We start from the raw sequence: 25,648 nt of genomic DNA on the forward strand, positions 1-25,648 counted from the left end.
CCTTAGCGCGATGCTTGGGAATTGGGGGCACGCTGGGCGTTGAAGCGCGCGTCGAAGCCTTGCGACACGTCGATGTGTCGGCTCAACAGGCCTTCCTTTTGGTAAGTGTCGGCGGTGGCCTGCAGGCCGCTGATCACCGTGTCGTCAATCAGCACCGGGGACAGGCGAGTGTCCTTGGCCACTTCGATGTGCACGGCCAACGGCAGGCCGGTGATTTTGGCCTGGGCGGCGGCGTATTCCTCGGGATGCGCGTTGGCCCAGGCGTAGGCGCGGTCCACGCGGGCGACAAAGTCGTCCAGTTGCACACGCTTGTCGGCGATGGCCTGGCTGGTGGCGGCGAAGTACAGGTGATTGCTCAGCAGGTTTTTGCCGCTGACCAGCACACGGGCGTTGCTTTGGGAGGTGACCACGGTGGTGTACGGGTCCCAGGTCGCCCAGGCATCGGCGGTGCCATTGTCCAGTACCAGTCGGGATTCGGCGGGCAGCAGGAAGATGAACTGCACGTCCTGCGAGGTCAGGCCTGCGCTGGCCAGGGCTTTGATCGCCAGGTAATGCCCGATGGAGCCGCGCCCGGTGACGATTTTCTTGCCCTTGAGGTCGGCTGCGGTCTTGATCGGCGAATCCTGGGGCACCAGCAGCGCGGTGGTGTTGCGCCCTTCGGCGTGGATGATGCTGATCACTTTGAGCGACGCACCGGCGCCGAGCGCAAACACATACGGCGCATCGCCCAGCGCGCCGACATCCACCGCGCCGGCATTCAGCGCTTCGCCCAGCGGCGAGGCCGAGGGGAATTCCGACCACTTGATTTCGTACGGCACGTTTTGGGTTTCGCCAGAGGCTTCCAGCAGCGCTTTGATTGTCGACTTCTGGTTGGCCACGCGCAGGGGTTGCAGGTCGGCGGCGTGGGCGTTGCCGAGCAGGCCGAGGGCGAGGGCACCGCCCAGCAAAAGGCGCTTGAATGGGATAGTAAACAGCATGGGACAGACTCCAGGCGTTGGATAAAGGAAGGTACCTCCGCCTGGAGAAGGGGTCGGATTTCCGGGAACGGTGCAGCGGTGGATCAGATCACGTAGAAACCGTGGGTGGCGTCGCGCGCCAGTTGTTCGACCAGGCCGTATTCCCAGTCCAGGTAGGCCTGCATGGCTTCCCGTGGGTTATCGGTGCCTTCATAGGGGCGGCGGTAGCGGTCGATGCGCGGTGAGGCCAGGTGCGTTTCGCCTTCTTCCAGCGGCAGTTGCGCGGCGATCCAAGCGGCGGTGCCACCTTGCAGCAGGAACACTTGGCTACCGGTCAGGGCTTCGACTTCGGCCACCGCCAGGCGCGCCAGTTGGCTGCTGCCGCAGGTCAATACGTAGCGCTGTGCGCGGGGCACCTTGGCCAGCGCCTCGGGCAGTTGCGCGCGCAACACCCACCAGGCACCGGGGATATGGCGTTTCACGTAATTGGCGCTGGCGGTGAAGTCCAGCACCACCGTGTCGCCATGCTCGAGCCAGTCGGCGAGGGTGTGCGGGCTGATCAGTTCGGCCTGGGGCGGCGGGGGCACCGGCGCGACCCAGGCACCCTGTTCACTGAAGTGCGCGGGTTGCAACTCGTCGAGCACATAGACGTCCCAACCCAGCTGGGCAAGCCAGGACGCCGACATGTTCGCGCGCACGCCGTCATCGTCCAGCAGTACCAGACGTGCACCGCGCACGCTGGCGACGTGGTCGGTTTCCTGCACCAGCTGCCCGCCCGGTGTGGAGCGGGCGCCGGGCAGATGGCCGGCCTCGAATTCTTCCGGGGTGCGCACGTCGAACAGGTATGTGGTGCGGGCCGCGTCCTGCTGCCAGCGTTGCAGATCGGCCAGGCTGGCACGGCCGACGCGGGCCTTGTCGGCCACGCCGCGTGCGGCCTGGGCGGCGGTTAGGCGATGTTCCTCGCTGGTCGGCGCAAAACGGCGCGCCTGACCATGGGCGAGTGTTTGCCCGGCCAGGGTCCAGCCGATGGTGCCGTTGCGCAGTGCCGACACCGGGTTGGCCACGCCAGCGTTGATCAGCGACTGGGTGCCGATAATGCTGCGGGTGCGCCCGGCGCAGTTGACGATAATGCGCGTGGCCGGGTCCGGGGCCAGTTCACGGGCGCGCAGCACCAGTTCGGCGCCTGGCACGCTGATGCCGGTGGGGATGCTCATGGTCTGGTATTCATCGAAGCGCCGGGCGTCGAGCACCACCACATCGGCCTGGTTGTCGAGCAGCGCCTGGACCTCTTCGGCGGCCAGGGACGGCGTGTGGCGCTGGCTTTCCACCAGTTCGCCGAAGGCCTTGCTCGGCACGTTGACGTCGATAAACAGCTCGCCACCGGCCTGGCGCCAGCCCTCAAGCCCGCCTTCCAGCAGGCTGACTTGGGTGTAGCCCAGCGCAACCAGGCGCTCGGCGGCGCGCTCGGCCAGCCCTTCACCGTTGTCGTACAGCGTGACCTGGGTGTCCCGGCGTGGGATGCGCGAATACACCTCCAGTTCCAGCTTGGACAGGGCAATGTTCGCGGCAAACAGCGGGTGGGCTTCGGCAAACGGCGCTTCCTCGCGCACGTCTACCAGGGCGACCTCCTCACGGTCCAACAGGGCCTGGCGAATCTGGGCGAAGCTGCGGGTCGATACGGTGCTCATAGGGCAGGGCTCTTTTCTTTGGACAGGTCCCAGATATTGGGGAGGTAGGCGTTGGAATAACCGGAGATAAACAGTTTCTCGCTGCCGTCGGGCTGATACACCGCTCGGCGCACCGCGCCAATGTTGGCGCCGTACACATGAATGCTGATGGACACCTGGTCGGCGTGGGCATTGCTCACCTGATGGATATCACCGATCTTCGGCGACACTGCTTCGACCTGGCCCGGCAGCAATTGCACCGGCTTGCCCTCGGCAATCAGCGCGCCATCGGGCGCCCGGGCAAACCCCTGGGAAAATTCTGCACCGCGCAACATGCCGATCAGGCCCCACACGCGGTGGTCATGAATCGGCGTGCGTTGCCCCGGCCCCCACACAAAGCTGACGATGCTGAAGCGCTGGCGCGAATCGGCATGCAGCAGAAATTGCTGGTAACGCTCGGGGTCAGGTTGAGCGAAGTCGTCGGGAAGCCAGTCATCGTGGCTGACCAGTTGCGCCAGCAGCTTGCCGCCACGGTGCAGCAGGTCGCCCTCGCGCGGGTTGCCGTCGATCAGCTCAGCCAAGGCGCCGATGAAGGCGCGCAGTCTCTCGGGGTGTGGAACCTGGCTCATGAACATTCCATTGGCGGTTTTGATGGCCTTATAAAAGCATAATGTTCATGGTTAATATGCTATTTTTTAATGATTAGCTTATAGCTCAAGGTAATTTAGAACCGCCTTGTATAGCGTTAGACGTTATCGATCACAGCGCGGGCTATCCAGACCGGATTGCGCGAACTATGCTTCGCGCACATCTTAATGACTGATCTCTATGTGCGGCCCAAATGAAAATTGACGATATCGATGCCTTTGTCGAAGTGATTCGTTGCCAGTCCATCAGCCATGCCGCCGAGTCGTTGCAACTGACCCAGCCGGCCATCACCCGCCGCGTGCAGAACTTCGAGCAGGCACTGGGGGTGGAGCTGTTCGACCGCAACACCAAACCCCTCAAGCCAACCCTGATCGGCACCCGTGTGTATGAGCAATGCCGGCTGATCCTGCGCGAGATGGACGCGCTGCGCGAATTGGTCGCCACCGATGCACCGCCCACGGGCGTGCTGCGCCTGGGCGTGCCGCAGACCATCGGCGATGTGGTGCTGCTGGATGCGCTCAAGCAGCTGCGCACCGACTACGCCGACCTGCGCGCCCAAGTGGCCACCGGTTGGGGCAGCCAGCTGGTGGGCAAGATCGAGCGCGGCGAGCTGGATGCGGCGGTGGCGTTGTTCCCGGCGGGCAAGATTTTTCCGGACAACATCGTCGGTGAGTCCATCGGCAAGATGGAGCTGGTGGTGGTGTGCGCCAAGGCGCAACTGCCGAAAAAGCCGTGCAAGCTGGCCGACGTGTACCAGGGTGGCTGGATCCTCAACCCGGACGGGTGTGGCTTTCGGGCTGGTTTGCAGCGCACCTTGTCCGACCAGGGCCTGGCCTTGCGGGTCAACCTGGAAACCTTCGGCACCGAGTTGCAATTGGGGTTGGTGGCCGATGGGCTGGGCCTTGGCCTGGTGCCGCGCCCGCTGCTCGAGCGCAGTGCCCATCGAGAGCAACTGGCGGTGGTGCCGCTGAAGGACTTCAAGCCGGTGATGGATCTGTGGCTGATCTATCCGCATTTCCTTGGCAACCTGCAAGGGCCGGTGGATGCGTTTGGCCGATGGGTGGCGAATTCCCTGCACAAGATCCGCAACGCTGCCTGAATCCTTGTGGGAGGGGGCTTGCTCCCGATAGCGCAATTTCAGTCAAAGCTGATTTGACTGATCTACCGCTATCGGGAGCAAGCCCCCTCCCACATTTGTAATGTGTTGTTATCAGGGATTTATAAAAATTAATAATAATTAGCTTAGATTAAAATGTGATTTTTATTATTTCTGAGCATCCCCTAGGCTGGCCTGCAAGTCCTTAAGGCCATCCAGGAAGTTTTGCCATGAGCAGCGTCACCTCGCTACCGAGCGTTTCCAGTACCGTCCGCCAACGCGTCACGCCAGAGGAGTGGGAGGTGCGCGTCAAACTGGCCGCCGCCTATCGGCTGGCGGCCTTGTACAAGTGGACCGACCATATCTATACGCACTTCTCCGCCCGTGTACCGGGCCCGGAGGAACACTTCCTGATCAACGCGTTCGGCCTGTTGTTCGATGAAATCAGTGCGTCCAACCTGGTCAAGGTCGACCTCGACGGCACCCTGGTCGACGACCCCACTGGCCTGGGCATCAACTACGCCGGCTACGTGATCCACAGCGCCATCCACGGCGCGCGCCACGACCTGCAAGCGGTGCTGCACACCCATACCCGCGACGGTATTGCGGTCTCCGCGCAAAAGGACGGGTTACTGCCCATTTCCCAACACTCCATCGCGTTCTCCGGTCGCGTGGCGTATCACGGCTACGAAGGCGTGGCTCTGGACCTGGACGAACGCGAACGGCTGGTGGCGGACCTGGGCGACAAGAGCGTGATGATCTTGCGCAACCACGGGCTGCTGACCGCAGGCATCAGCGTGGAGCACGCATTCCAGCAGCTGCAGGGTTTGGAGCGGGCGTGCAATATCCAGATTGCGGCGCAGGCGGCGGGGAATGCGGAGCTGGTGTTTCCACCGGCTGAAGTGGTGGCCAGGGTTGAGGAGCAGGCCAAGGTATTCAGCAGCGGCGACGGGCCTGGGGTGGCGCGGCATTGGAATGCGTTGATTCGGCAGCTGGAGCGTACCGATACCGACTACAAGAACTGAGTCATTGCAGGTTCAGATGCAGCAGGGAGCAAGCCCCCTGCGCATCGAAGCCGGTTATTGGGCCAGGTTGTGCTGGATTTGCTGCTTGGCCAAGGTCACCACGTTGTCCACGGTGAACCCGAACTTTTCCTGCAACTTCGCCAGCGGCGCCGAGGCGCCAAAGCTGTTCATCACCACTTTGGCGCCGCTCTGCCCGACGTAGCGGTCCCAGCCCAGTGGGCCAGCCTGTTCCACCACCACCCGTGCTTTCACCGCTGGCGGCAACACGCTGTCGCGGTAGGCCTGGTCCTGGTCTTCAAACAATTCCCAGCTGGGCATCGACACCACGTGCGCGGCAACCCCTTCGCTGGTGAGTTGTTCATAGGCCTCGACCGCCAGGCTGACTTCGCTGCCCGTGGCGATCAGGATGACCTCAGGTTTATCCGCGCCGGCCAGCACGTACGCGCCTTTGGCCGCACCGGAGGCGGGCGCATACCGGTTACGGTCCAGCGTCGGCAGCGGCTGGCGCGACAGCACCACACAGCTTGGCCGATGGGTTTGCGCCAGCGCCACCTTCCACAACTGCGCCGTTTCATTCGCGTCGCCTGGGCGCAGCGTCAACACGCCTGGGGTGGCGCGCAGTTGGGTCAGGTGCTCGATGGGTTGATGCGTGGGGCCGTCTTCGCCCACACCGATGGAGTCGTGGGTGAACACGAAGATCACCGGCAACTCCATGATCGCCGCCAGACGAATCGGCGGTTTCATGTAATCGCTGAACACCAGGAACGTCGAGGTGTACGGCCGCAGGTAGGACAGCGCCATGCCGTTGGCAATCGCGCCCATGGCGTGCTCGCGGATGCCGAAGTGCAGGTTGCGCCCGCTGTAGTCGTCGGCACTGAAACGGCCGGCGCCGTCGAAGGTGAGGTTGGTCTTGGTCGAGGGCGACAAATCCGCCGAGCCGCCCAGCAACCAGGGGATCTGCTGGGCGAAGGCATTCAGCACCTGGCCGCCTGATGCGCGGCTGGCGACACCCTTGGCATCGGCCGCAAAATCGGGCAGGTCAGCCTGCCAGTGTTCGGGCATTTCGCCGGCGCGCATGCGTTGCAGTTCATCGGCGCGTTGCGGGTCCAGAGACGACAAGGTCTGGTTCCACTGCGCGAACAGCGGCTCGGCACGCTCGTGCAGGGCGTCGCGCAATGCCGTGCGCGCCTCGTCGGGCACCAAGAAGCTTGAGTCCTGCGGCCAGCCATATGCGGCTTTGGTCAGGCGGATTTCCTCGTCGCCCAACGGCTCGCCATGGGCGGCGGCGGTGTTGTGTTTGTGCGGCGAGCCGTAGCCGATCACGCTGTCGACCACAATCAGGGTGGGTGCGCCGGTATTGGCCTTGAACGTTTCAAACGCCACGCACAGTGCCTGCAGGTCATTGGCATCGGTGACGTGCACGGTGTGCCAGCCGTAGGCCTGGAAGCGCTTGATCACATCTTCACTGAAGGCCAGCTCGGTGTGGCCCTCGATGCTGATGGTATTGTTGTCGTAGATCCAGCACAGGTTATCCAGGCGCAAATGCCCGGCCATCGACGCCGCTTCACCGCTGATGCCTTCCATCATGTCGCCATCACCGCACAGGGTGTAGACGTCGTAGTCGAACAGCACCTGGCCGTCACGATTGAAACGCTCGCCCAGCCACCGGCTGGCCATGGCCATGCCCACGCTGTTGGCGCAGCCCTGGCCCAAAGGACCGGTGGTGGTTTCCACGCCGGTGGTCATGCGGTACTCGGGGTGCCCCGGGGTTTTGGAACTCATCTGGCGGAACTGCTTGATGTCGTCCAGGCTGACCGCCGGCTGCCCGGAACGCTTGCCGTGGGCGTCGATCTCCACCACACCGGCCAGGTGCAACAGCGAATACAGCAGCATCGACGCATGCCCCACCGACAACACAAAGCGGTCGCGGTTGGGCCAATCGGGGTGCTCCGGGTGGTAGCGCAGAAAGCGACTCCACAGCGTATAGCCCACCGGCGCCAGGCCCATGGGCGTGCCGGGGTGGCCCGAATTGGCCTTCTGCACGGCATCCATGGCCAGCGTGCGGATTGTGTTGATGCATTGGGTGTCGGCGGCTGTGGCGGTGTGATTCATGAAACCGGTCTCCCTCGAGTGGCGATCTACAGTGGAGGGCAGGGGGCCGCAAAGGTTTGATCCTATCGCCGGGGTTGCGACGAACGGGGCGTATTGACCTCGGACATGACAAGACCCTTGGGAATGGGCTAGTTTCAAGGGGTAGGCCCATTGATCAACTAGTGGAGGTACGCCATGCCAGTGAAACACGACCTGTATCAGGACTTGGGGATGAGCAAGGAAGTTGTTCACGAACGCAGGGCGAGTGACAAGCGTCTGCACTCGCTGCTCACTCAATACGACGCCGCCGATGGCGAGGTGCTGAAGGCGGAGTCGGCCAGTGCCAGCGATGACGAAGTGGAAAAGCTGAAGAAGAAACGGCTGTTGATCAAAGACGAGATTGTCGCGAAGTTGACTTAAGCGAAATTCCAACCCGTGGCGAGGGAGCAAGCTTCCTCGCCACACTCCGTTTGTTTCAGTCGAATGTGCACATTTGTTCAGAATTGTTTGAGGGACAAGCTCAAGCTCACTCCTTATGATGCGCCCCGTCCACCCGGCTCTGGGGCTTTTTGCGGCGCAAGGATTGCGTTGTTGAGCCGGGCGGACATCCGTTTTTATACCAGCAGCGTCCTCATGCACTCATCCATCGAACGCTGCTGCGTCTCGCCATACAGCTGCAACTCATCGATTGTCTCGCGGCCCAGCGCCTGCTCGAATTCGGCACGGTTCGAATTGGCCGCGTAGTGACTCTGCGCGGCATCCCCCAGGTTCGACTGAAAGATTCCCGCCGCGCTCACCGGCAGGAAGTCCTCGTACACCAGCGGTTCTACTTGCACGTGCCCCGCGCTGATCAGTTCCTCCAATGTGCGCGGTTGGTCGGCCTTGCCGCGGGCCGCCAGGCCTATCTCGCTGGGGAAGTAGCGGAAGTACGCCAAGCTTTGCTCGCGCATTTGCGCGTGGTCGTCCGGGAATGCCTGGAAGTGTTGCGCCATCAATTGCTCATAACGCGCGGCGTTGGATTCGTTGGGGAAGGCGCCGAGTTCATCGCGGGCGGTATTCAGCAATTGGTCGTACAGGGCGCGTCCCTTGGGCGTGAGCGCGACGCCGCGCTGTTCGATTTCGCCGAAGCGTGCGCTGTGGCTGCCCTGGGCATCGGTAAACGCAATGGGTTCGTCAAGGGCCTTGAAGCTGGTCTGGCGCAGCAGGATCGGGCAGTTACGCCGAGGTGGGCCTTCGATCACGGCCTTGGGGGTGATGCCGTTGTCGGGCATCGCGGCCTGCACCCGGTCGATGTCCAGGGTGCGCGGGGTGAGGTGGTTGATGTGCGGGCCCTTGAAGGCCACCACGTCGGCGATCAGGCGATGTTGGTCGCTGAGTTGCCGATACTGCGCAGCCGTGACGGTGGCGGTGTGGTGCCAGCGAAAGGTCTCCAGCGCCTGTCGGATAAATGCCTCGGCGTCGTCGGCATCAAGGCCGCCGTCTCGTTCGGCCTGTTCGATCAGCGCCAGGGCGCCGGGGGTGAAGATCGAGCGCTTGGCCAGGGCGGTTTCGGCGAAGCTGCGCAGCGCGGGGCTTTCGATCAGTTCCAGGCGCAGCAGCGAGGTGAACACGCGAAACGGGCTGGTTTGCAGCGACTGTTCGTGGACGGCGCGAAAGGCGGTGGAGTGCACCGGCACGCCGGCCGGTGTCAGGTCGTAATAGCCCACCGGTTGCATGCCCATCACCGCGAACAGGCGGCAGATGGTCGCCAGCTCCGCGGCGCTGCCCAGGCGGATCGCACCGTGACGCTCCATGTCCAGGCGCTGGATTTCGCCGGTACGGTGCAGGTGCTCGGCCAGGCCTTGGTTGCTCTCCAGCACCCGTGCGTTGGTTTGGGCCACCAGCGCCATCAGCGCGCCGTACAACGGCACTTCATCCCTGTACATATCGGACATCGCCCGGGAAAAGCCCTTACGGATCTCGTCGGGGCTGACATGTGCGGTACCTGGCATAGAAAAATTCCTGAAGGCTAAGGCGAGGGGCTTGGCTTTCTGCGGATTCTGTTGGGGCACAACGGTGCGTGCAAACGAAGTTTCCTCTGGACTTCATTCTGCAAACGAATGAGGTGACAAAAATATGACAACGCTCAGCCTCGGCGAAATTTCATTTTTCAGCGGTTTTCCTAACTAATTCTTCACGGAGTTCGCCGGGGGCGGCATGAAACAATCGTCACGTTTGTAGGGATGAAAACGCCGTTTTGCACACAACACTCATAAAAAAATGTTCAGGGGCCGTCGTTAATGAAAATTTCTACACTGGCGTTATCCATCACCGCCGCCGTGCTTGCACAGCAGGCGTGCGCTGATGACTTCGGGCTCGGCGCCTTGGGCACGGGCAACGGTCACAGCGGCTTTGTCGAAGACAGCCATGCGTCCGTCAGCTCGCGCAGCATGTATTACAGCGCAGACAACCGTTCGGGCAGCAATAACGATCTGCGCGAAGCCGCGACAGCGCTGCGCCTGGATTACAAATCCGGTTATACCCAGGGCACCCTTGGCGTCGGGTTTGACGTGATGGCCTTCGGAGCCCTGCGCCTGGATGGCGGCGACGGTCACACCGCGGGCCCCGGCTTGTCCGGCAATGGCAACAGCTTCTTCCCGACCAAAAACAACGGCACCGAGCCCGCCGATTCCTTCGGCCGCGCCGCGGGCAATGTTAAATTCCGTATTTCCCAGACCGAGTTGCACGTTGGCGGCGGCCTGGCTCCGGTCCTGCCGATCCTGGTCTCGAACGACAGCCGCGTGGCGCCGCAGACCTTCGATGGCGGCATCCTCACGTCCAGCGACATTCCCAACGTTACCTTCACGGGCGGTGAACTGAACCGCGCCGAAGGCCGCGCCTCCAGCAACTCGACAGGCTTGAGCGTGGCCGGCGGCACGCGTGACAGCGACAGCTTCAAGTTCGGCGGGGTGGATTACAAACCCTTCGGCTCTTCCGACAACGCCGTCGCGAAAAACCTGACATTGCAGTACTACTACGCGCAATTGCAGGACTTCTACAAACAGAACTACTTCGGCCTTGTGCATGTGCTGCCACTGGGCAACGATCAGTCGTTCAAGACCGACCTGCGCTATTTCGACAGCAGCAGCGATGGCAAGAATGGTGAGAGCGGTTACCAGTTCAATAACAATGGTGGCTACGCCAGGCACGCCAATGAAGTGGACAACAAAACCTACAGTGCCGCCTTCACCTACCAATTGGGCGGCAGCAGCTTGATGCTCGGCCATATCGGCGTGGGTGACGACGGCGGCTTTGTGTGGGTCAACCAGGGCAGCCTGGCCGACCCCCACGCCCAGGGCGCTGGTGGCAGCGACTTCTACCTGTTTACCGATGCGGTGGTGGGCCAGTTTTCCCGCGCGGGCGAGCAGGTCAACTTCGGCCAGTATGCGTATGATTTCAAGGCTTACGTGCCGGGCCTGAAAGCCTCTGTTGCCTACTTGAACGGCAGCGATATCAAGGCCAAGGTGGCCGGTGGCCCTGACCAGAAAGAAAACGAAACCGATTTTCGCCTGGATTACGTCGTGCAAGCCGGCCCTCTGAAAGGCTTCGGTACCACCTTTCGCACCGGCACCTACCACGGTAAAAACACCGGCACCGCCGACCAGGACCAAACCCGCCTGATCTTCAACTACACCTACGCGCTGTTCTAAGTCTTCATGTGCACCCGGGCGTCATTGGGCTCTACACTGCTGCTCACTCGGCAGGCGATGGAGGACTCAATGACGGCCACACCCATACACCCAATGCTCGACACCCTCGAAGGCCAGCGCCTGACGGCGCAGGATGCAGAGTGCTGGCGCGAGTGGGGGCCCTACCTGAGTGAACGCCAATGGGGCACCGTGCGCGAGGACTACAGCGCCGACGGCGATGCCTGGGCCTATTTCCCACATGAACATGCACGCAGCCGCGCCTACCGTTGGGGCGAGGATGGCCTGGCCGGTTTCAGCGACAAGGCGCAACGCTGGTGCCTGGGCCTGGCGCTGTGGAACGAGCGCGATGCGATCCTCAAGGAACGTCTTTTCGGCCTCGACAACGCCGAGGGCAACCATGGCGAGGACGTCAAGGAACTGTACTTTTTCGTCGATGGCGTGCCGAGCCATGCCTACATGCGCATGCTCTACAAATATCCCCATGCAGCGTTTCCCTACGCCGACCTGATCGCCGAAAACGCCCGTCGCGGGCTGGCTGATACCGAATATGAAATCCTCGATACCGGTGTGTTCGACGACAACCGCTACTGCGACGTCAGCGTCGAGTACGCCAAGCACCAACCCGACGATATCTTCATGCGCATCACCGTGCACAACCGCTCGGAGCAACCCACGCGCCTGCAGGTGTTGCCCCAGCTGTGGGCACGCAATGACTGGAGCTGGACGTTCGACGCACCCAAGCCTGATTTGACCCTGGACGGTGACCGCGTGCGCGCCCGTCATCATGAGTTGGGCGATCGCCACCTCAGCGCCTGGGGCCAGGACGGCGTGGAATGGTTGTTTTGTGAAAACCAGACCAACTTTCCCCGGCTGGGTGGGCCATCGGCGCCGGGGCCGTTCAAGGACGGTATCAACGATTATGTGGTGAACGGCATTCAAGGCGCTGTTCGCCGGGACGCGGGAACCAAGGTCGCAGCGCGGTTCTGCCTGGAGCTGGCGGGTGATGAGCGCAAAATCCTGTACCTGCGTTTCGCCCCCGTGGACGCGCCCGAGGTCAACGCGCGCAAGCTGTTTGAGCAGCGCCGCCAGGAGACCGACGAGTTCTATGCGGCCTTGCAGGAGGGGATCGCCGACGCCGATGCCCGCAACGTACAACGCCAGGCCCTGGCCGGGTTGTTGTGGTCCAAGCAGTTGTATTATTTCGATGTCAACCAGTGGCTGGACGGCGACCCGGCCCAGCCCGCGCCGCCGCCCGAGCGCCTGCATCTGCGCAATAGCCATTGGCGGCACCTGTCCAATTTCGACATCCTGTCCATGCCCGACACATGGGAGTATCCCTGGTACGCCTCGTGGGACCAGGGCTTTCAAGCGGTGGCCCTGGCGCTGATCGATCCGGGCTACGCCAAGCAACAGCTGTTGTTGCTGGTGAAGGACCGTTTCATGCACCCCAACGGCCAATTGCCGGCCTATGAGTGGCGCTTCGACGATGCCAACCCGCCCGTTCACGCCTGGGCCAGCTGGCGCGTCTACCAGCAGGACAAGGCGTTGACGGGGGGTGGGTGACATGGACTTTCTGGAGCGGATTTTCCACAAACTGCTGCTGAATTTTTCCTGGTGGGTCAACCGTAAGGATGCCGAGGGCCGCAACCTGTTTCAGGGCGGTTTTCTGGGGCTGGACAATATCGCTCTGTTCGACCGCTCGGCGCCGCTGCCGCCGGGTTATCAACTGGACCAGGCCGACGGTACGGCGTGGGTGGCCGCCTATGCACTGGACCTGATGCGCATCGCCCTGGAGCTGGCCAAGCGCAATGGTGTGTACGTGGATATCGCGGTGAAGTTTTTCGAGCACTTCCTGTACATCGCCGGCGCCATCAACCGCGTCGACGACAGCGCCGAAGGGCTGTGGGATGAGCAGGATCTGTTCTTCTACGACGTGCTGCATCGCCCCGATGGCGAGAGCGAGCCGGTGCGCCTGCGTTCCATCGTCGGGCTGATGCCGCTGTTTGCGGTGCTGGTGCTGGAGCAGCGTGAGCATGAAGGCCTGGAAGGCTTGCGCGAGCGACTGTTGGGCTTCATGCATCATCGGCCGGACCTGGCCAGGCTGGTATCGCGCTGGAACGAACCGGGGCAGGGCAATCGACTGTTGCTGGCGTTGCTGCGCGGCGAGCGCACCAAGGACTTGCTGCGGCGCATGCTCGACGAGGATGAGTTTCTGTCGGCGTTTGGCGTGCGCTCCTTGTCCAAGGCCTTCGCCGAGCAGCCCCTGGCACTGAAGATGAATGGCAACACCCTGTGCGCCAGTTACCAGCCCGGCGAATCCGATTCGCGCCTGTACGGCGGCAACTCCAACTGGCGCGGGCCGTTGTGGATGCCGGTCAACTACATGCTGATCGAGTCGCTGCGCGAATTTCATCGCTATTACGCGGATAACTTTTCAGTGGAGTACCCCAAGGGCAGTGGTTACCTGTCCTCCCTGGAGGAAGTGGCCGACAGCCTCAGCGAGCGTCTGACCGGGTTGTTTCTGAGGGACGAGAACGGCCTGCGCCCGTCAATGGCGGGGTATGCGCAGCTGGAAGCGGACCCGCTCAGCCGTGACCTGGTGTTGTTCCATGAGTATTTCCATGGAGAAACCGGGAGGGGGTTGGGGGCATCGCACCAGACGGGGTGGAGTGCGTTGGTGGCGTTGTTGCTGCAACCTAAAAACTAAATGTGGGAGGGGGCAAGCCCCCTCCCACACTGGATCTTTATCTGACTCAGGATTGCCCTTGAATCAGGAAGGAAACAGCTCGCTCAGCTTCATCGCCAGCATCATGTCGCCTTCGGTGCGCAGTTTGCCGCCCATGAACGCCTGCATGCCGTCGGTGGAACCGTCGACGATGCCTTCCAGGGTTTCGCTGTCCATGACCAGGGTCACTTGGGCGTCCGGGTTTTCGCCTTCCTGCAGTTCGCAGGTCTTGTCTTTGACCACCAGCGAAAAGTTCTTGGTGTCGTCGATACGGAAACCGAATACCAGGTCCAGGCCTTCAGCGGCGCTTGGGTTGAATTTGGCTTTCATTGCTTCTACGGCTTTAGCTACGTCAGTCATGGTTTCGATCCTTTAGGGTAGAGTCCAGTGACCTTGGGGTCACGGTTGGCCGCAGTTCATCGGAAGGTGATGAACTGCGGCGCCTTCAACAGCTGCAAGTGGGTATGAGTGTTGAAGGAAGCCAGCGCCACCTCGCGACCACGGAATTTCAGCTGGTTGAGCGAGGTGTTAACAATTTGCCAGTTCAGTTCGAACGCCTGGGCCACCGGCATTCGGGTAATCAGGTGGAGCAGGGCGGTGATGGTGCCGCCGGAGGTAAATACCGCGATCTTGTGCCCGTTGTCGGCTGCCTCGAGGATGCGCTGCAAGCCGCCGTTGACGCGCTCGACAAACCCCTGCCAGCTTTCCAGCCCCGGAGGGTCGTAGCTGCCGGCCAGCCAGCGCTCGATGATCAGGGCGAAGATTCGCTGGAATTCGCTGCGGTTCTGCGCGCCATTGCGCAGGATGTGTACGGCGTCGGGTTCAGCGCCGAGCAGATCGGGGAGCAGGCCGCGAATGATTGCCTCGCCGTCGAATTCGTTGAATGCGCTGTCGATTTCCAGGGGCGGAACCGGCAGGCCGAGGGTGCGGTATTGATCGAACGCGGCGGTGGCGGTGTGCTGCTGGCGGCGTAGATCACCCGACAGGCAACGATCGAACTTAAGCCCCAGGTCTGCCAAGTGGCGACCGAGTACCCGGGCTTGTTCCACACCGACGGGCGACAGGACGTCATAGTCGTCTGCACCGAAGGAGGCCTGGCCATGTCGAATCAGATAGATGCTGCCCACGTCCGTTTTCCCGGTACGTTGAAAGTCTGGCGAGGTTATGAGGATGCCTGCGAGCTGTCAATGAAAAAACATACGCTTGTTTTAAAAGCCCGTTAGAGGTGCGCTGCTGGCGGTTTGGGCACTGGTCCACAGGCAGTAGCGCCGGTATGCTGGGCCATCCGCGCCTGGCGCAGTGCATTCTTAAGGAGACATATGGATTTTTTGGCCGAATATGCGAGCTTTCTGGCGAAGACCGTCACCCTGGTGGTCGCTATTCTGGTGGTGCTGATCAGCTTCGCGGCCCTGCGCAGCAAAGGGCGTCGCAAATCCGCCGGCCAGTTGCAGGTCAGCAAGCTGAACGACTTCTACAAGGGCTTGCGCGAGCGCCTGGAGTCGAGCCTGCTCGACAAGGACCAGCTCAAGGCCCTGCGCAAATCCGAAGGCAAGGCTGAAAAGAAGCAGGGCAAGAAGAAGCCCGAGGCCAAGCCACGGGTGTTCGTGCTGGATTTCGACGGTGACATCAAGGCCTCGGCCACTGAAAGCCTGCGCCATGAAATCACCGCACTGCTGAGCCTGGCCACGCCCAAGGACGAAGTGGTACTGCGCCTCGAAAGCGGCGGCGGCATGGTGCATAGCTACGGCCTGGCTTCATCGCAGCTGGCGCGTATCCGCCAGGCGGGCGTGCCGTTGACCGTGTGCATCGACAAGGTTGCCGCCAGCGGCGGCTACATGATGGCGTGCATCGGCGAGAAGATCATCAGCGCCCCGTTCGCTATCCTCGGTTCCATCGGCGTGGTTGCGCAGCTGCCTAACGTCAACCGTCTGTTGAAAAAGCACGATATCGACTTCGAAGTGCTGACCGCCGGCGAGTACAAACGCACGCTGACGGTGTTTGGCGAAAACACCGAGAAGGGTCGCGAGAAGTTTCAGGAAGACCTGGACATCACTCACCAGCTGTTCAAGAACTTCGTCTCGCGTTATCGCCCGCAGCTGGCGATCGACGAGGTCGCGACCGGAGAAGTGTGGCTGGGTGTTGCCGCCCTCGACAAGCAATTGGTCGACGAGCTGCAGACCAGCGATGAATACCTGGCCACCAAAGCCAAGACCGCCGAGGTGTTCCACCTGCACTATGTCGAGCGTAAGAGCCTGCAGGAACGCGTAGGGCTGGCGGCCAGTGGTTCGGTGGATCGGGTGTTGCTGACTTGGTGGAGTCGTTTGACCCAACAACGCTTCTGGTAACCCATGTGGGAGGGGGCATGCCCGAATGTAGGAGCGAGCTTGCTCGCGAAAAACGTCCAGGCAACGCGTTCATTCTGGATAAACGCGGAGGCCCTGAGTTCTTCGCGAGCAAGCTCGCTCCTACAAAAAGCCCTCTCCTAAAGTTGAAGCCGGTCAGGTCAAGCGTGGCTGAACGGAATCTGCCAGCCGTGTGAGGATCAGGCAGCACGACACCGCTCCCGCATCCAGCACCCCGAGCGAGCGCTCACCCAAACGGCTGGCCCTGCCGATCTTGGCCACCAGGTCTTTGGTCGAATCTCGGCCTTGGGAAGCAGCGCTTTTCATTGCCTGCAGCGCATCGTTGAACGAAGCCCCGTCGGCATGCGCCCGCTCAAAGGCTTCCACTGCCGGAATGAGGGTGTCCATCAGACACTTGTCGCCCACACCCGCTTCGGTAATGTCCTGCAACGAGGTCAGGCCGCCGCGCAGCAAGCGCGCGAAGGTGGCGGCGTCGATGGCTTCGCTGCCGCGCACTTCATCGGCCATGCCGATAAACAGGCTGCCATACAACGGGCCCATCGAGCCGCCTATCCCTTCCATCAGGCTCAGGGTCAGTTCATCCAGGGCTTGTGCCAGGCTCAGTTGGCGGCCTTCGAGCGCGCGCCCGCAATGGGCGAAGCCCTTGGCCATGTTGATGCCGTGGTCCCCGTCGCCAATTGCGCCGTCGATTTCGCTGAGGTATTCACGGTTGGCCACGATTACGCTGACCAGGTCGGCGACGATGGCGCTGCCGTCGTGGGTAGAAAAATGCTCACTCATGGTTCACTCCGCCTGGGTCATGCCGATGGAACGGCAGGGTTGGTCGATCAGTGTTTTCAATTCCGCGTCCAGGCCAAGCAGGGTCAGGGTCACCCCCATCATTTCCAGGGAGGTGAAGTAGTTGCCGACGTAGCAACGGTGAATGTTCAAACCCTTGGCCTTGAGCTGGCTTTCCACCTCGGCGTAGAACACGTACAGCTCCATCACCGGTGTGGCGCCGAGGCCGGAGACCAGCACTACCACGCTGTCATCCTGGCTGAAATCGCGGTCTGCAAGGATAGGCGAGAGCATGCGCTCGGCCATCGCCGCAGCGGACTCGATAGGGACCACTTCGATGCCCGGTTCGCCATGGTGGCCGATACCCAGTTCCATCTGGCCGTCGGGGATCTGGAAGTTTGGCTTGCCCACGGCGGCGATGGTGCAAGGCGTGAGACCGATGCCAATCGAGCGACAGTTATCGACGGCTTTTTGCGCGACGCGAATCACCCCGTCCAGGTCGTAATGCTGGGCAGCGGCGGCGCCGCCGATCTTCCACATGAAGATTTCCCCGGCCACCCCGCGACGCTTGGCGATCTCCGCCCTGGGGGCGGAGGCGACGTCATCATTGGCGACCACGGTGCGGATACGCATGTCTTTGCTGGCGGCCATTTTCATCGCCAGCTTCACATTCATGTTGTCACCGGCGTAGTTGCCGTACAGGCAGGCCACGCCCGCGCCCTGGTCGGCGGCGCGGAAGGCATCGAAAAAGCTTTTGGCGGTGGGCGAGGAGAAAATCTCGCCGACCGCCACCGCGTCCACCAGGCCCGGGCCAACGTAACCAAGAAACGCTGGCTCGTGCCCGGAACCACCGCCGGTGACGATGCCCACACGACCCTTGGCCGAAGGTTTAGCCTTGACGATAACCCGAGGGTTGGTTTCGTACTGGCGCAGTTCGGGGTGCGCGACGAGGATGCCGCGCAGCATGTCTTCGACCACTTGGTCCGGATCGTTGATGACTCGATTCATAACGCGGGTTCCTGTTTTTATGGGTTCACCACTATCCAGTGTGGGAGGGGCGGTGCGACGATTCGACTTGCTCCCGATAGTGGTGTGTCAGCTAGCTGATTCAGCACTGGCGCAGCGCCATCGGGGGCAAGCCCCCTCCCACATTGGGAAGCTGTGGTGTGCTTATGGCTTGAGTACAACCTTCAGCGATTTTTCGCCACGCTCCATCACCGCAAACGCCTCCTTGAAATCCGCCAGGGCAAAGGTGTGGGTCACCACATCGCGCATATCGATCTTGCGGTTGCCGATAAAATCGATGGCGCGCGGGTACATGTATGGCCCCAGGTGCGAGCCGAGGATGTCGAGTTCCTTGCGGTCGCCGATGATCGACCAATCCACCGTGGCCTCATCATTGAACACGCTGAATTCAACGAAACGCCCCAGCTTGCGCAGCATCGCCAGGCCCTGGTTCACCGCCTTGTGGTGCCCGGTGGCTTCGATATAGATGTCGCAGCCGTAGCCGTCGGTGATCTCGCGGATTTTCGCCAGCACGTCGACCTCCGCCGGGTTCCATACTTCGTCGGCGCCCATGCGCAGGGCCAGGGCGGCGCGCTCTGGCTTCATGTCCAGCACGATGAGCCTTTTCGGGTTGCGCAACCGCACCGCGCCGATGATGCCCAGGCCCAGGGTGCCGGCGCCGGCGACCACCACAATGTCGTCGTGGTCGACGTTGGCGCGTTCTGCCGCGTGCAGCGAGCAGGCCAGGGGTTCGATCAGGATCGCTTCATCCGGGGCGATGGATTCCGGCACTTTATGGACGATGCCTTCTTTGGTGAAGATCATGTACTGGGCCATGGCGCCTTGCACATTGTTTTGGAAGCCATACAGGTCGTGCTTCTGGCACATCCAGTATTGGCCGTGGTTGCAGAACCGGCAGCCCCAGCACGGCACGATCTGCTCGGAAATCACCCGGTCACCCACCGCCACGCCGCGTTTTTCCGCGCCAGGGCCAAGGGCAACCACGCGGCACACGAACTCATGGCCCGGAATCATCGGCGGCTTTACGTAGCGCGGTTGTTCGGCATCGCCCCAGAATGACGGCGCACCGCGATAGGTCTTGATGTCACCCATGCAGATGCCGCACAGCTCGACCTTGGTGAGGATCTCATCCGGCCCCGGTGTGGGAACGTCTACGGTTTCCAGGCGATAGTCTTCCGGGCCATGGCACACCACGGCCTGCATGGTTTTCGGAATGACTGGCGCCAGCTGTTCAGCGCTGCGTTCGGTAACGGTGGACATGACAAAACCTCACGACATAAAGATGGATTACTGAATGCTGTAGCCGCCGTCGATCACCATGTTCGCGCCGGTGATCATTTGTGCGGCATCGCTGAGCAGGTACAACGCCAGCCCGGCGATCTCCTCGGGCTGGGCAAAGCGCCCCGCCGGAATCTGCAACTTGGCCCGCTCGCCCACGTCTCCAGCCCAGGCTTTCTTGCCCAGGGCGGTCTCGACGATGGTCGGGGAGATGGCGTTGACGTTGATCTGCGGCGCCCATTCCATGGCCAGTACCTTGGTCATGCCGACGATGGCGGCCTTGCTTGCGCAGTAGGCGACGTGGCGGTCCAGGCCGATTACCGCGGCCTGGGAGGCGAGGTTGACGATGCGCCCGCTGCCCTGGGTCAACATGTGTCGGGCGCAGGCCTGAGCCACGAAAAAGCTGGCCTTGAGGTTGATATCCAGCGTGGTGTCCCAGGCGCTTTCGCTGACCTCGACGGCCTTGTCCAGCAACACCACGCCGGCGCTGTTGACCAGGTAATCCAGGCGCTGGAACTGCTCGAATACCTGATCGATGGTGGTGTGTATCTGGCCGATCTGGCCGAGGTCGACAGCAATGCCCAGGTGCCCGTCGCCCAGGCCGGCGGCTATTTCAACCACTGCCGGGTCGCGGTCGAGTAACGCCACGCGCGCGCCGCGCTCCACCAGCAAGGTGGCGCAGGCCAGGCCGATGCCGGCGGCGCCACCGGTGATCACGGCGCAGCGGCCGCTCAGGTCGAAGGCTTGGTTCCAGAAACCAGACATGTATGACTCCTCTTTCAATCACAATGGAGATCCCAATGTGGGAGGGGGCAAGCCGCCTCCCACACTTGACTGCATTTGAAGTCAATAACTACTTGCCGCCGCTGACCTGCTTGTACAGCGCATCGGCATTCGCATTGGTCACCGGAACCCAGGGCAGGATGTAGTTCTTGGCGGTGCCATCACCCCATTTCACGTCCTTGCCATAACGCTCCCAGATCACTGATTGCGGCGTGTAGTCCTTGCCCGCCAAAGCGCGCAACGCCACGTCCAGCGCGCCCTGGGACTGCGCCTGGGCGTCCTGGAGGAACGTGGTGACTTCATCTTTTTTCGCCGCCTGAATCGCGTCCGGCATGCCGTCGATGGAGGTGACCGGGACGTCCTTGGACGTCAGTCCATGGGACTTCAACGCCTGCACCGCACCGAGGGCCATGTCGTCGTTCTGGGCGATCACGCCATTGATGCCTTTGGGATGGGCGTTCAGCCAGTCTTCGGTGAGGGTCAGCGCCTGGGCGCGGTCCCAGTTGGCGGTTTTCTTCTCGATGATTTTGATGTCCGGGTGCTTGCCCAGCACCTCCAGCTCGCCTTTTTCCCGGTCGATCTGCGCCGACTGGCCAATCGGGCCCTGGATGATCACCACGTTGCCCTTGCCGTTGAGCTTGTCGACCATGGCCTGGGCCTGCAGGCGGCCGCCCTCCACATCATCGTTACCCACATACGGCACATTGGCATCGGCTACTTTCGTATTGGAGGCGATGACCACCACGTCGTTGCTCATGGCGGCTTTCACCGTGCCGACGCCGGCCTTGGTATCGATGGGCACGAACAGAATGGCGTCGTAGCGCTGGGTCACCATGTTTTCGATCTGGTTGTTCTGCGTCAGCGCGTCGTAGTTGCCGTCGAACACGGTCAATTGCACGGTGCCGTCCTTGACCGCAGGGTGCTCCTTGAGCTCGCGGACCCAGTTCTGCATGAACTGGCCCTTGAGGCCGTAGACGGCAGCGCCGATCTTGTAGGTCTTGCCATCGGCGGCCAGGGCGATACTGCTGGCCAGCAGGGTAAAGGTCGCCGCGGCGGCCAAGGTGGTACCCAGTTTCATAAGTAGAACTCCGGTTATTGTTGTGGGTCGTTCTCTAGCGTTTTTTCTTGCGCCACACATCGATCAGTACTGCGAACACGATGATCAGGCCCTTGGCGACCTGCTGGTAATAGGAAGAAACACCAAGCAGGTTCAGCCCGTTGTTGATCACGCCAATCAACAGCGCGCCAAACAGGGTGCCGACGATGCTGCCGGTGCCGCCGGACAAACTGGTGCCGCCGATCACCACCGCGGCAATCGCATCGAGCTCATAGGAAACCCCGGCCTGGGGCAGGGCGGAGGTGGTGCGCGCTGACAGCACCACGCCGGCCAGTCCGGCCAGCAGGCCCGACACCACATACACCGAGAACATCACCTTGCGCACGCCTATCCCTGAGGTGCGCGCGCTCTTTTCATTGCCGCCCACCGCGTACACATAGCGCCCATAGGTGGTGTAGCGCAGCACCATCCAGAAGATCAGCGCGACGACGGCGAAGATAATGATCGGCACGCCAATCGGGCCGATCTTGCCGATGCCCAGCGCCAGGTAGGCGTCGGGCAGGTCGGTGATCGGGCTGCCGTCGTTGAGGATGAAGGTCATGCCGCGCGCAATGCTGAGCATGCCGAGGGTCGCCACGAACGGCGGGATCGACAGGTTGGCCACCATGAAACCGTTGACCACGCCGAGCATCGCCCCGGCGAACATCCCCGCGCTGACCGCCGCCAGCAAGCCGTAGCCCTGGGTCGCGACCATGGCGCTGCACAGTCCGGCAAACGCCAGGATCGAGCCTACCGAGAGGTCGATGCCCTTGGTCAGGATTACGTAGGTCATGCCCACGGCAAGAATGCCGTTGATGGAGGTCTGGCGCAGGATGTCCATCCAGTTGCGCCAGGTCATGAAGTATTCGCTGGAAAACGCCATCACCACGCACAGCAGGATAAACACCAGTGCCAGGCCGAAGCGGTCGAGGGACAGGCGCAAGGTGTTGCGCGGTGCGGCGGAAACGGGCGCAACGTCAGTTTTGGCATTCATGAGGCAAGACTCAACAAGGCTTCCTGGGAAAGGGCGGTGTCGCTGCTGATGGTCACCAGGCGACCGCCCTTGAATACGGCGATGCGATCGCTCAAATGCAGCAGTTCCGGGGCTTCCGACGACACCACGATGGCGGCGCCACCGGCGCGCACGAACTGGTCGAGCAGGTGGTAGATCTCTTGCTTGGCGCCTTCGTCGATGCCTCGGGTCGGTTCATCGCAGAGCAGGCACACCGGCTCGGTGGACAGGCATTTGGCGAGCACCACTTTTTGCTGATTGCCGCCGCTCATGGAGGCCACCGGCAAGTCCAGCGAGCTGGTCTTGATCTGCAGGCGCTTGACCATGTCTTCGGCCAGTTGGGCTTCCTTGCGTGCGTTGATCAGCGACCAGCTCGACAAGCGTTTGTAGGCCGACAGCGCGATGTTGGACACAATGCTGCCGGTGAGCACCAGGCCACTGTCCTTGCGGTCTTCGGTGACCAGCGACATGCCGGCATTGATGGTCGCCTTGGGCAGCCCGATGGGCATGGGCTTGCCTTGCAGCGTGACGCTGCCGGAGTCGGGCTCGGTCAGGCCATAGATGCAGTTGAGAAATTCGCTGCGCCCCGAGCCCATCAGGCCATAGATGCCCAGGATTTCGCCCTGGCGCAGTTGCAGGCTGATGTCGTGAAACTCGCCGTGGCGGCTGAGGTTGTCGACTTGCAGGCAGGTGGTGGCGGCGCATTCGCGGCCGACCTTGTGGTCGATGCGCGTCAGCTCCTGGCCGACGATGCCGCGCACCAGGTGGTTGCGGTCGATATCGGCCATGCGCCCACTTTCGACAAAGGCGCCGTCGCGAAAGATGCTGTAGTCGTCGGCAATCTGCGCCAGTTCGCTCAAACGGTGGGACACATACACGATGCCGGCGCCGCGTGCGGTGAGGCGGCGAATGGCTTTGAACAGGGTCTGTGCCTCGTGCTCGCCGATGGCCGAGGTCGGTTCGTCCATGATCATCACCTGGCAGTCATGGCTGAACGCCTTGGCGATTTCCACCAGTTGGATCTGCGCCACGCTCAAGCGGTGCATGGGGCGGGTGGGGTCGACGTCGAACTCCAGGCCTTCGAGCAGCTCGCGGGTGCGGCGGTTGAGGGCTTTGCTGTCGACAATACAACCGGCGCGGCGCGGTTCGCGGCCCAGCCAGATGTTCTCGGCGACGGTCATGTAGGGAATCGGTTCGAGCTCCTGGGTGATCATCGCGATCCCCGCCGCCAAGGCTTCGCTCGGGCGGTTGAACTGCACGGGGGCACCGTTGAGCAGAATGCTGCCGGCATCGCGCGGGGTAATGCCCATCAGGATGCTCAGGAAGGTCGACTTGCCTGCGCCATTGCCGCCGCACAGGGCGTGTACGCTGCCGGCCCGCAAGCAAAGGCGTCCGTCACGCAGGGCAGGTACCCCGGCGTAAGCCTTGGCGACATGTTCAGCCTGGAGCAGTAATGGCGTAGCCATCGGCGTGTCCTCGTGCTGTGAATTCTTATTAGGTCGCACAGTCATGTTTTGCTGTGAACATATGTGTATCAAATGAAATTCTGATCAGTCAATGCCTTTCACTTAAAAGTGCAGATTCTCATGTTTTTCACTCCATTCAGCTTTTAAAGCGCTATTGACTGCAAGGTCAGCAAAAACAAGCTTGACAGAATGGGCTGTCTGCCCGCGAAATGCCTGATAGAAATTTCACTGGCTGATCATATGATCGGTCAAATGCTTATTCACGGCAGCGGAGCCAGACGCCATGAACACACCTTTCCCGGTGGCTATCGGATGCGACGAAGCGGGTTTTGAGCTCAAGGAGCTGTTGAAACGGCATATCGAGGCGCTGGGTTACCCGGTGACCGACTTCGGTACGCATTCCACCGCACCGGTGCTTTACCCGGACATTGCCCTGGCCGTGGCCAATGCCATCAGCGCCGGGCAGCAGCGCCTCGGCGTGCTGGTGTGCGGCACCGGGATCGGCATGGCGATTTCGGCGAATAAAGTGCTGGGTATTCGTGCCGCCCAGGCCCATGACACCTACTCGGCGGAGCGCGCGCGCAAAAGCAACGATGCGCAGATTTTGTCCATCGGTGCGCGCGTCATTGGCGCTGAACTGGCCAAGAGCATCGTCACCGCGTTCCTGGCGTCTGAGTTCGAGGTTGCGCGTTCGGGGGCCAAGGTCGAGCGCATCAATGCGATCGAGCGTGATGGGCATCAGTAGTGGACGGCACGGGGCAAGAGTCGGGAGAATGCGCCTTTGACGCCGAAACGGAAGCCCGTCCCCATGAGTGACAGTACCCAGCGCATGGCCAGCGATATCGATCAGATGACCGAAGTGGCGATGCTCTATTACCTTGAGAACGTCACTCAGGAGGCCATCGCCAAGCGCTTCGACCTGTCGCGGGCCAAGGTCAGCCGTTTGCTCAAGCGTGCGCGCGATGAAGGCATTGTCGAGGTGCGCGTGTTGCAGCACCCGGCGATGAACAACGAGCTGGAGCGGGCGCTGGTCGAGCGCTTCAAGCTTGATCGCGCCCTGATTGCGGTTGACCACAGCGACCCGGACACCCAGCGCTCGGCTGTCGCCAGCCTGGTGGCCAACTACCTGAATAAAACCCTGGGTGACGGCATGATCGTCGCGGTGGGCATGGGCCGTAACGTCGGCGCCGTGGCCGATAATGTATTTCTGCCGGTGACGCGCAACTGCACATTTGTCTGCGCCATCGGCGGTTCGCTCAAGGCGGGCGAGTACATGAACCCCGACCATATCTGCCGGCGCCTGGCCCTGCGCTTTGGTGGCGAAAGCGAAAGCCTGTACGCCCCGGCACTGGTAGCCAACCCCGAATTGCGCGGCGTGCTGATCAATAACGACACGGTCCGCTCCACCCTGGACCGTGCGCGCCGCGCCGATATTGCGCTGATCGGCATCGGCGACATGAGCGAAAACAGCAACATGGTGCGCATGGGCTGGTTCTCGCCGCAGGAAATCGCCCAGGCACGCTTGTCCGGCACGGTGGGCGACATGATGGGCTATGACTTTATCGACATTCACGGCCAGCCGGCGGTCAACGCCATTCAAGGGCGGGTCATCGGGCTGACGGTGCAGGAGCTGTTTCGCATCCCGGACGTGGTGGCGATTGCCAGTGAGAACACCAAGGCGGCGGCGACCCTGGGCGCGTTGCGCTCCGGGGTGATCAATACCCTGGCAACGACCGTGACCAACGCCCACACTATCCTCGCGCTGGACGATGCCACCCGAAAACCCTGACACGCCAGCGGTCAAAATGTGGGAGGGGGCTTGCCCCCGATAGCGGTGTATCAACTTGCATGTTTATAGCTGGAAGACCGCCATCGGGGGCAAGCTCCCTCCCACATGGGGTTGGTGTAGGTTCTGAGGACAGGTTTTGTAATAGTTTTGCATTGTAGGAA

21 protein-coding genes and 1 pseudogene are annotated in these 25,648 nt (G+C 61.9%); 8 read left to right on the top strand and 14 right to left on the bottom strand.

Features of this window, described 5'->3' with window-relative positions:
- Positions 1–2: 2 nt before the first annotated feature.
- From QF045_RS13950 to QF045_RS13960, 3 genes are all read right to left on the bottom strand, one after another.
- Positions 3–977: an ABC transporter substrate-binding protein gene (locus QF045_RS13950; protein WP_306492701.1), complete on the bottom strand. Its 975-nt coding sequence runs from the start codon at positions 975–977 to the stop codon at positions 3–5.
- An 83-nt stretch (positions 978–1,060) separates the two neighbouring features.
- Positions 1,061–2,644, bottom strand: coding sequence for a rhodanese homology domain-containing protein (locus QF045_RS13955; RefSeq protein ID WP_306492702.1), 1,584 nt, complete (start codon positions 2,642–2,644; stop codon positions 1,061–1,063).
- On the bottom strand, positions 2,641–3,252 hold the full coding sequence (locus QF045_RS13960) for a cysteine dioxygenase (RefSeq protein ID WP_306492703.1): 612 nt from the start codon (positions 3,250–3,252) through the stop codon (positions 2,641–2,643). Before QF045_RS13960 ends, QF045_RS13955 begins: the two co-directional genes overlap by 4 nt.
- 212 nt (positions 3,253–3,464) lie before the next feature.
- Between QF045_RS13960 and QF045_RS13965 the strand changes: the two genes are divergently transcribed.
- The gene (locus QF045_RS13965; RefSeq protein ID WP_306492704.1) at positions 3,465–4,370 is read left to right on the top strand and encodes a LysR family transcriptional regulator; all 906 of its coding nucleotides are present in this window, start codon (positions 3,465–3,467) and stop codon (positions 4,368–4,370) included.
- A 227-nt stretch (positions 4,371–4,597) separates the two neighbouring features.
- Positions 4,598–5,392 (top strand): class II aldolase/adducin family protein, encoded by a 795-nt coding sequence (locus QF045_RS13970; RefSeq protein ID WP_306492705.1) that lies wholly within the window; start codon positions 4,598–4,600, stop codon positions 5,390–5,392.
- 54 nt (positions 5,393–5,446) lie between these two features.
- On the opposite strand, the gene tkt is transcribed toward QF045_RS13970, so the two are convergent.
- Positions 5,447–7,504: a transketolase gene (gene tkt, locus QF045_RS13975; RefSeq protein ID WP_306492706.1), complete on the bottom strand. Its 2,058-nt coding sequence runs from the start codon at positions 7,502–7,504 to the stop codon at positions 5,447–5,449.
- Between the two features lie 174 nt (positions 7,505–7,678).
- Here tkt and QF045_RS13980 point away from each other — a divergent pair, with 174 nt between their 5' ends.
- Positions 7,679–7,903, top strand: a complete 225-nt coding sequence (locus QF045_RS13980) for a DUF465 domain-containing protein (protein ID WP_306492707.1) — start codon at positions 7,679–7,681, stop codon at positions 7,901–7,903.
- Positions 7,904–8,097: 194 nt separating this feature from the next.
- Here QF045_RS13980 and QF045_RS13985 read toward each other — a convergent pair whose 3' ends face one another.
- Positions 8,098–9,474, bottom strand: coding sequence for a VOC family protein (locus QF045_RS13985; RefSeq protein ID WP_306492708.1), 1,377 nt, complete (start codon positions 9,472–9,474; stop codon positions 8,098–8,100).
- A gap of 288 nt (positions 9,475–9,762) precedes the next feature.
- Here QF045_RS13985 and QF045_RS13990 point away from each other — a divergent pair, with 288 nt between their 5' ends.
- Positions 9,763–11,172: an OprD family outer membrane porin gene (locus QF045_RS13990; protein ID WP_124386283.1), complete on the top strand. Its 1,410-nt coding sequence runs from the start codon at positions 9,763–9,765 to the stop codon at positions 11,170–11,172.
- 57 nt (positions 11,173–11,229) lie between these two features.
- Positions 11,230–13,879 (top strand): annotated as a pseudogene (locus QF045_RS13995) (glucosidase).
- 63 nt (positions 13,880–13,942) lie between these two features.
- Here QF045_RS13995 and QF045_RS14000 read toward each other — a convergent pair.
- Together QF045_RS14000 and QF045_RS14005 are read right to left on the bottom strand one after the other, a co-directional pair.
- Positions 13,943–14,257 carry an SCP2 sterol-binding domain-containing protein gene (locus QF045_RS14000; protein WP_005788868.1) on the bottom strand — a complete coding sequence of 105 codons (315 nt, stop codon included), beginning with the start codon at positions 14,255–14,257 and terminating at the stop codon, positions 13,943–13,945.
- A gap of 56 nt (positions 14,258–14,313) precedes the next feature.
- Positions 14,314–15,024 carry a histidine phosphatase family protein gene (locus QF045_RS14005; RefSeq protein ID WP_306492709.1) on the bottom strand — a complete coding sequence of 237 codons (711 nt, stop codon included), beginning with the start codon at positions 15,022–15,024 and terminating at the stop codon, positions 14,314–14,316.
- 192 nt (positions 15,025–15,216) lie between these two features.
- Here QF045_RS14005 and sohB point away from each other — a divergent pair, with 192 nt between their 5' ends.
- Positions 15,217–16,242 (top strand): protease SohB, encoded by a 1,026-nt coding sequence (gene sohB / locus QF045_RS14010; protein WP_306492710.1) that lies wholly within the window; start codon positions 15,217–15,219, stop codon positions 16,240–16,242.
- Between the two features lie 153 nt (positions 16,243–16,395).
- On the opposite strand, the gene dhaL is transcribed toward sohB, so the two are convergent.
- The 7 genes from dhaL to QF045_RS14045 form a co-directional block, all read right to left on the bottom strand.
- Complete coding sequence (dhaL, locus tag QF045_RS14015; protein ID WP_306492711.1) at positions 16,396–17,040, bottom strand: dihydroxyacetone kinase subunit DhaL; 645 nt, start codon at positions 17,038–17,040, stop codon at positions 16,396–16,398.
- A 3-nt stretch (positions 17,041–17,043) separates the two neighbouring features.
- The gene (locus tag QF045_RS14020) at positions 17,044–18,045 is read right to left on the bottom strand and encodes a dihydroxyacetone kinase subunit DhaK (RefSeq protein ID WP_306492712.1); all 1,002 of its coding nucleotides are present in this window, start codon (positions 18,043–18,045) and stop codon (positions 17,044–17,046) included.
- Positions 18,046–18,207: 162 nt separating this feature from the next.
- Positions 18,208–19,323, bottom strand: coding sequence for an alcohol dehydrogenase catalytic domain-containing protein (locus QF045_RS14025; RefSeq protein ID WP_306492713.1), 1,116 nt, complete (start codon positions 19,321–19,323; stop codon positions 18,208–18,210).
- Positions 19,324–19,350: 27 nt separating this feature from the next.
- Positions 19,351–20,106 (bottom strand): SDR family oxidoreductase, encoded by a 756-nt coding sequence (locus QF045_RS14030; RefSeq protein WP_306492714.1) that lies wholly within the window; start codon positions 20,104–20,106, stop codon positions 19,351–19,353.
- Between the two features lie 88 nt (positions 20,107–20,194).
- A complete protein-coding gene (locus tag QF045_RS14035) occupies positions 20,195–21,202 on the bottom strand; it encodes a substrate-binding domain-containing protein (RefSeq protein ID WP_306492715.1) in 1,008 nt (335 codons plus the stop codon).
- 34 nt (positions 21,203–21,236) lie between these two features.
- Positions 21,237–22,214: an ABC transporter permease gene (locus QF045_RS14040; RefSeq protein ID WP_306492716.1), complete on the bottom strand. Its 978-nt coding sequence runs from the start codon at positions 22,212–22,214 to the stop codon at positions 21,237–21,239.
- The gene (locus tag QF045_RS14045; RefSeq protein WP_306492717.1) at positions 22,211–23,698 is read right to left on the bottom strand and encodes a sugar ABC transporter ATP-binding protein; all 1,488 of its coding nucleotides are present in this window, start codon (positions 23,696–23,698) and stop codon (positions 22,211–22,213) included. The genes QF045_RS14040 and QF045_RS14045 overlap by 4 nt, the downstream gene beginning before the upstream one ends.
- Positions 23,699–23,981: 283 nt before the next feature.
- Between QF045_RS14045 and rpiB the strand changes: the two genes are divergently transcribed.
- Together rpiB and QF045_RS14055 are read left to right on the top strand one after the other, a co-directional pair.
- Positions 23,982–24,443, top strand: a complete 462-nt coding sequence (gene rpiB / locus QF045_RS14050; protein WP_306492718.1) for a ribose 5-phosphate isomerase B — start codon at positions 23,982–23,984, stop codon at positions 24,441–24,443.
- Positions 24,444–24,506: 63 nt separating this feature from the next.
- A complete protein-coding gene (locus QF045_RS14055) occupies positions 24,507–25,487 on the top strand; it encodes a sugar-binding transcriptional regulator (protein ID WP_057703573.1) in 981 nt (326 codons plus the stop codon).
- Positions 25,488–25,648: the final 161 nt, after the last annotated feature.

Origin of the sequence: Pseudomonas sp. W4I3, assembly GCF_030816195.1 — a bacterium.
In the GTDB taxonomy this organism is placed as follows: Bacteria; Pseudomonadota; Gammaproteobacteria; order Pseudomonadales; family Pseudomonadaceae; genus Aquipseudomonas.

Excerpts from the sequence above, each read along its gene's own strand:
- QF045_RS13950 (WP_306492701.1), bottom strand. The coding sequence starts at position 977 with ATGCTGTTTACTATCCCATTCAAGCGCCTTTTGCTGGGCGGTGCCCTC.
- QF045_RS13955 (WP_306492702.1), bottom strand. The coding sequence starts at position 2,644 with ATGAGCACCGTATCGACCCGCAGCTTCGCCCAGATTCGCCAGGCCCTG.
- QF045_RS13960 (WP_306492703.1), bottom strand. The coding sequence starts at position 3,252 with ATGAGCCAGGTTCCACACCCCGAGAGACTGCGCGCCTTCATCGGCGCC.
- QF045_RS13965 (WP_306492704.1), top strand. The coding sequence starts at position 3,465 with ATGAAAATTGACGATATCGATGCCTTTGTCGAAGTGATTCGTTGCCAG.
- QF045_RS13970 (WP_306492705.1), top strand. The coding sequence starts at position 4,598 with ATGAGCAGCGTCACCTCGCTACCGAGCGTTTCCAGTACCGTCCGCCAA.
- tkt (WP_306492706.1), bottom strand. The coding sequence starts at position 7,504 with ATGAATCACACCGCCACAGCCGCCGACACCCAATGCATCAACACAATC.
- QF045_RS13980 (WP_306492707.1), top strand. The coding sequence starts at position 7,679 with ATGCCAGTGAAACACGACCTGTATCAGGACTTGGGGATGAGCAAGGAA.
- QF045_RS13985 (WP_306492708.1), bottom strand. The coding sequence starts at position 9,474 with ATGCCAGGTACCGCACATGTCAGCCCCGACGAGATCCGTAAGGGCTTT.
- QF045_RS13990 (WP_124386283.1), top strand. The coding sequence starts at position 9,763 with ATGAAAATTTCTACACTGGCGTTATCCATCACCGCCGCCGTGCTTGCA.
- QF045_RS14000 (WP_005788868.1), bottom strand. The coding sequence starts at position 14,257 with ATGACTGACGTAGCTAAAGCCGTAGAAGCAATGAAAGCCAAATTCAAC.
- sohB (WP_306492710.1), top strand. The coding sequence starts at position 15,217 with ATGGATTTTTTGGCCGAATATGCGAGCTTTCTGGCGAAGACCGTCACC.
- dhaL (WP_306492711.1), bottom strand. The coding sequence starts at position 17,040 with ATGAGTGAGCATTTTTCTACCCACGACGGCAGCGCCATCGTCGCCGAC.
- QF045_RS14020 (WP_306492712.1), bottom strand. The coding sequence starts at position 18,045 with ATGAATCGAGTCATCAACGATCCGGACCAAGTGGTCGAAGACATGCTG.
- QF045_RS14025 (WP_306492713.1), bottom strand. The coding sequence starts at position 19,323 with ATGTCCACCGTTACCGAACGCAGCGCTGAACAGCTGGCGCCAGTCATT.
- QF045_RS14030 (WP_306492714.1), bottom strand. The coding sequence starts at position 20,106 with ATGTCTGGTTTCTGGAACCAAGCCTTCGACCTGAGCGGCCGCTGCGCC.
- QF045_RS14035 (WP_306492715.1), bottom strand. The coding sequence starts at position 21,202 with ATGAAACTGGGTACCACCTTGGCCGCCGCGGCGACCTTTACCCTGCTG.
- QF045_RS14040 (WP_306492716.1), bottom strand. The coding sequence starts at position 22,214 with ATGAATGCCAAAACTGACGTTGCGCCCGTTTCCGCCGCACCGCGCAAC.
- QF045_RS14045 (WP_306492717.1), bottom strand. The coding sequence starts at position 23,698 with ATGGCTACGCCATTACTGCTCCAGGCTGAACATGTCGCCAAGGCTTAC.
- rpiB (WP_306492718.1), top strand. The coding sequence starts at position 23,982 with ATGAACACACCTTTCCCGGTGGCTATCGGATGCGACGAAGCGGGTTTT.
- QF045_RS14055 (WP_057703573.1), top strand. The coding sequence starts at position 24,507 with ATGAGTGACAGTACCCAGCGCATGGCCAGCGATATCGATCAGATGACC.